This is a genomic window from Shewanella sp. SG41-4 (assembly GCF_014164505.1).
In the GTDB taxonomy this organism is placed as follows: domain Bacteria; phylum Pseudomonadota; class Gammaproteobacteria; order Enterobacterales; family Shewanellaceae; genus Shewanella.
In genome coordinates this window covers 1-1221 of the sequence record NZ_JACJFI010000626.1, presented here as the reverse complement: position 1 = coordinate 1221, position 1221 = coordinate 1, and the positions used below count along the sequence as shown (strand labels likewise).

Genomic DNA, 1221 nt, shown 5'->3' with positions numbered 1-1221 from the left:
ATCAGAAATATTGTTAAAGAATCTTCTAGTATCCGTTCTAGCACCGTCAGTTTTACCGAACAACTCCAAAAAGCACAATCAGAGATCAATACTCTCAAAACACGTTTAGCCGAATCTGAAAAAGACATGCTATTTGACGCCTTAACCAATGTATTAAATCGCCGTGCATTTAACACGGACATTGAAGCGCAAATTAGTTCAGCTCCTGCCGGTACCTGCATGATTTTAATTGATATCGATCACTTTAAAATCTTCAACGATAATTTTGGCCATCAACTTGGCGATTTAGTCCTAAAAACCGTTGCTAAACGGATCCAAGAAGCTTGCCGTGACGGAATTAAACTCTATCGTTTTGGCGGTGAAGAGTTCGCCATTATTGTACCAAGTAGTCAGTTTAGAGTTGCCAGACAATTGGCTGAAGGTATTCGTAGAGCACTCGAAAAACTCAGTGTAAAAGACAGACGCAGTGACAAGGTTATCGACTCTATAACAGCGTCTTTCGGCGTAGCTGAATGGAAACCCAAACAAAATGTATCTCAATTAATTGAAGCAACTGATAAGTTACTGTACGAAGCAAAACGCTTAGGTCGTAATAGAGTGATGCCGATCGCAAACTAGTCATGCTGACAACATTAATTGATTGTTCGTTAACCCTTTGTCTGCTGAAGCTGAAAAGTGAACAGCATACAAAGTGGGGGGCTTAATATTTTTTGCGGCTGATTATTTTGGCAATTGCAAATAACTTGCGGCATTTTCAACAGTTGCATCAACTAAGTAAGGTACATAACCTAAAAAAGGTGCTTGCATCATCTCTTGCAAACTATTGAGGTTGTCGTCAATACAAGCCATCTCCGCATCTACTTGATTCGCTACCCATCCTGCAATCGTTAATCCGTCGGCCAGTACAGCCTCTTGAGTTAACAACGCATGATTTAAACAGCCTAGCTTCATGCCTACAACTAAAATAATCTCAACCTTAGATGCCGTCTGTTGGCCATAAATTGGTTGATTTTGTTGTAGCTTGGCCTGCAATAATTTAACCGTAGCAGATAAATACTCGCCATTACCTAGCGGTAAACGCCAACCACCAGCGCCTTCTATCAAAGCAAAATCTGCATCTAACATTGCGGGGTTGTACATGGTATCAAGCACACTTTGTGCTGTTAATCTTTGATTAATTTGCTTGGCGGCAATGTGCGGCGCTATAGCGGGTTCAAAACA

2 protein-coding genes are annotated in these 1221 nt (G+C 41.0%); one reads left to right on the top strand and one right to left on the bottom strand.

Annotated elements, in window-relative coordinates; all coding sequences use genetic code 11:
- On the top strand, nucleotides 1-618 hold a 618-nt coding region (locus H5202_RS22805), incomplete at its 5' end, for a GGDEF domain-containing protein (RefSeq protein WP_182774027.1).
- A gap of 102 nt (nucleotides 619-720) precedes the next feature.
- Here the strand turns inward: H5202_RS22805 and bioD are convergent.
- Nucleotides 721-1221 (bottom strand): ATP-dependent dethiobiotin synthetase BioD (bioD, locus tag H5202_RS22800; protein WP_182774026.1); only part of this gene is annotated, 501 nt, incomplete at its 5' end.